This window comes from Mesorhizobium sp. M7A.F.Ca.CA.002.15.2.1 (genome assembly GCF_003998715.1).
In the GTDB taxonomy this organism is placed as follows: domain Bacteria; phylum Pseudomonadota; class Alphaproteobacteria; order Rhizobiales; family Rhizobiaceae; genus Mesorhizobium; species Mesorhizobium ciceri.
Window position 1 is genome coordinate 1 of the sequence record NZ_RZPI01000735.1, and the last position, 2630, is coordinate 2630.

Consider the following 2630-nt stretch of genomic DNA (forward strand, 5'->3'; position numbering starts at 1 on the left):
CTGATCACTCGATCGTCAAGACGATCGCCGAATATGGCAACTCTTCCGCCGCGACGATCCCGCTCTCATTGTCGCTGGCCCATCGGGCGCAGCCGTTTCGGCCTGGCGAGAAAGTCCTCTTGGCGGCAGCGGGTGCGGGTCTCAGCGGCGGCGCGCTTGTGGTGGGAATTTAGCAAAGCAATGCTTGCGCACAGGACTGCTCATGAATGAGACTATGAGAATGGCTCAATACGCAAATAGTCGCCGGCAAGCTCCATAGAGCTGGGGTCCGTGCGGTGCTCCGCGATGTCTAAGTATCGACCCGCTTGCTCAAATCGCAGCGCTCATCGAAGGCCAGCAATACCTCATGCAGAGCGAAAATCCCCAACCGCCCGTTTCAAAGACGCTCGCCCCATTTCGAAACAAGGTGTTTCGCTCAATTTGGGCGGCCACCCAGATTTCCAGCCTCGGTTGGCTAGTGCAAACGGTCGCCATCAGTTGGCTTATGGCAACGATTTCAGCGTCCGACCTCATGGTGGCACTCGTCCAGGCCGCATCCACATTGCCGGTGTTCTTCCTCTCAGTTTTCGCCGGAGCCATTGCCGACAACTTCAGCCGCCGGTGGGTGATGTTTGCGGGACACTGCCTGATAGCATCGGCGTCGACGACGCTGATGATTTCTGTGGGTCTGGGATTTGTCAGTCCTTGGCTGATTCTCGGGTTAGGTTTCCTGGCCGGCTGCGGCTTTGCCTTGAATGATCCGGCTTGGCACGCTTCGGTCGGCGATATCCTTCACAAACGCGACATTCCGGCCGCAGTGACGCTTATGTCCGTCGGATACAACATTGTGCGCAGCGTTGGTCCAGCCTTGGGGGGCGTGATCCTGGCCGTCTTTGGGCCGCTGGCCGCTTTCGCCTTGGCTGCGGTGAGTGATCTGGCGCCCATAAGCGCGATATGGCGCACCAAATGGGAGGTCCGCTCTTCGCCTCTCCCTCGTGAGAGAATGACGACGGCAATTCATGACGGAGTGCGCTTTACGGCGATGTCTTTGGAGATCAGGGCAGCGACCGCCCGAGCCGCTCTTTTCGGGTTGGCAAGCATCTCCATTCTGGCGTTGCTCCCCCTCGTCGTCCGGGATCAGTTGAAGAGTGGGCCAATTGTCTACGGTATCTTATTGGCCGGCTTCGGCATGGGTGCTTTCATCGCGGGTATGGGCAACGGCTTCTTGAGGAAGGTCACGTCTCAAAACAGGCTGGTGGCCTTCGCCTCTGTGGCTTGTGCAGTCTGTTGCCTCTCCCTTGCCCTTACATCGTCGCTTCCTGTGGCGGCCATTTCGCTGGCGCTCGGCGGAGCGGGTTGGCTTATCACCTGGACGGGCATTGACGTGTCGGTGCAGTTGGCAAGCCCAAGGTGGGTTGTAGGCCGCACGCTCTCCATTTACTACGCCTTGAGCGCAGGCGGTATGGCTGCTGGCAGCTGGATCTGGGGTTCTGTCGCGCAAAACTATTCCTTGACCTCAGCATTGGAGGGCGCCGCAGGCGCTCTGTTGCTGGTTGCAGCAGCGGGGATCGTGTTGCCGGTCCGTCCCTGGGAAGAAACCGATCAAGAAAGTTCAGTTTTTCATCCGCCGGACGTGGCTCTCGATCTGAAACCCAGAAGTGGCCCTATCGTGGCCAAGGTCGAGTATTTGATATCGGAGGAAAATATCGAGGCCTTTCTGGGCTCCATGCGCACGCGGCGACACGTCCAGAGCCGTGCCGGTGCACGAAACTGGACGCTCCAGCGAAATCTGCAAACACCGTCACTTTGGACGGAGACATTCCGCACCCCCACCTGGATGGACTTTCTCCGCCTAAATCATCGACTCACCGCAGCAGATAAGGAAGTCGCCCAGCATCTCCTGTCACTGCATGAAGGAGAGGTGCCTCCGCAGACAGTGCTTTCGATTGAACGGACGACCGAGGCAATTCGTACCCGTACCTCGACAATCTTTTCTCGTCCTCCAAGATGACGCCATCAAGCTGCTGTCCAGGGACAGGGTGGATCACCGGTGCTTTGCAGAGCACAGCCTCACACCGAGAGCAGCGTGCTCCGGGTTGTGCGCTTTCGCGCGCACCCAGGCGAGATGATGGTGAACGCGGCGTCAAGTGGAAGTCCCCTGCATACGCTTGCGGAGTCTTCTGCGAGAGCCCATGCCGACGAGCGCCAAACAAGGTCTGATGCCTTTCGGCGTCGTGGCCTCAACTCATCGATTCGCGAGAAAAGCATCGAATGCAGCAGCAACGGCGCGAACAACAAAGCGGTGCTCCGGCCGCACGCGGATGAAGCCGTTTTCGACGTCCAGGATCCCCTCCTCAGCCAGCGTCACCAAACTCTCAACTGAATCGAGAAAACGAGCTGGTTCGATTTCGTGGGCGGCACAGATGGTCGGCACGTCGGCCTCCAAATCGCACATCAGTCGCTCGATGATCGCTGCGCGCACCCGGTCATCGTCGGTCAGACGGTGACCCTTTGATGTCGCCAGACGTCCACTTGCGATGTGCCGGGCGTAAGAATCCCGTGTTACTTCGTTCTGAACATACCCCTCGCGGACTCGGCCAATAGCCGACGCGCCGAAGCCGATCACGTTTTGCAAGTATCGGCCGAGTATC

2 protein-coding genes and 1 pseudogene are annotated in these 2630 nt (G+C 58.8%); 2 read left to right on the plus strand and 1 reads right to left on the minus strand.

Translation table 11 applies throughout. The features are described 5' to 3' along the window. Positions 1 to 173, plus strand: a 173-nt coding sequence (locus ENZ74_RS28415) for a 3-oxoacyl-[acyl-carrier-protein] synthase III C-terminal domain-containing protein (RefSeq protein ID WP_281059742.1), incomplete at its 5' end; no start/stop codon positions are given. Positions 174 to 346: 173 nt separating this feature from the next. Beyond that, the gene (locus ENZ74_RS28420; protein ID WP_063169257.1) at positions 347 to 1990 is read left to right on the plus strand and encodes an MFS transporter; all 1644 of its coding nucleotides are present in this window, start codon (positions 347 to 349) and stop codon (positions 1988 to 1990) included. A gap of 234 nt (positions 1991 to 2224) precedes the next feature. On the opposite strand, the pseudogene ENZ74_RS28425 reads toward ENZ74_RS28420, so the two are convergent. Continuing rightward, positions 2225 to 2630 (minus strand): annotated as a pseudogene (locus ENZ74_RS28425) (coproporphyrinogen III oxidase); the annotation flags it as partial.

Coding starts and splice junctions, on each gene's coding strand:
- ENZ74_RS28420 (WP_063169257.1), top strand. CDS start 347: ATGCAGAGCGAAAATCCCCAACCGCCCGTTTCAAAGACGCTCGCCCCA.